This is a genomic window from Bacillus sp. mrc49 (assembly GCF_002803435.1).
This window is the reverse complement of the sequence record NZ_PHNG01000068.1, coordinates 1-371: the sequence shown is the minus strand read 5'-3', so window position 1 is coordinate 371 and position 371 is coordinate 1. Positions and strand designations below refer to the sequence as shown.

Genomic DNA, 371 nt, shown 5'->3' with positions numbered 1-371 from the left:
ACTCGGTGAAATTATAGTACCTGTGAAGATGCAGGTTACCCGCGACAGGACGGAAAGACCCCGTGGAGCTTTACTGCAGCCTGATATTGAATTTTGGTACAGCTTGTACAGGATAGGTAGGAGCCTGAGAAGCCGGAGCGCTAGCTTCGGTGGAGGCGTTGGTGGGATACTACCCTGGCTGGATTGAAATTCTAACCCGCGCCCCTTATCGGGGTGGGAGACAGTGTCAGGTGGGCAGTTTGACTGGGGCGGTCGCCTCCTAAAGAGTAACGGAGGCGCCCAAAGGTTCCCTCAGAATGGTTGGAAATCATTCGTAGAGTGTAAAGGCACAAGGGAGCTTGACTGCGAGACCTACAAGTCGAGCAGGGACG

General features: G+C 54.2%; 1 rRNA gene. It reads left to right on the top strand.

Annotation, left to right across the window (positions count from 1 at the left end):
- A 23S ribosomal RNA gene (locus CVN76_RS00510) occupies window positions 1-371 on the top strand; the annotation flags it as partial.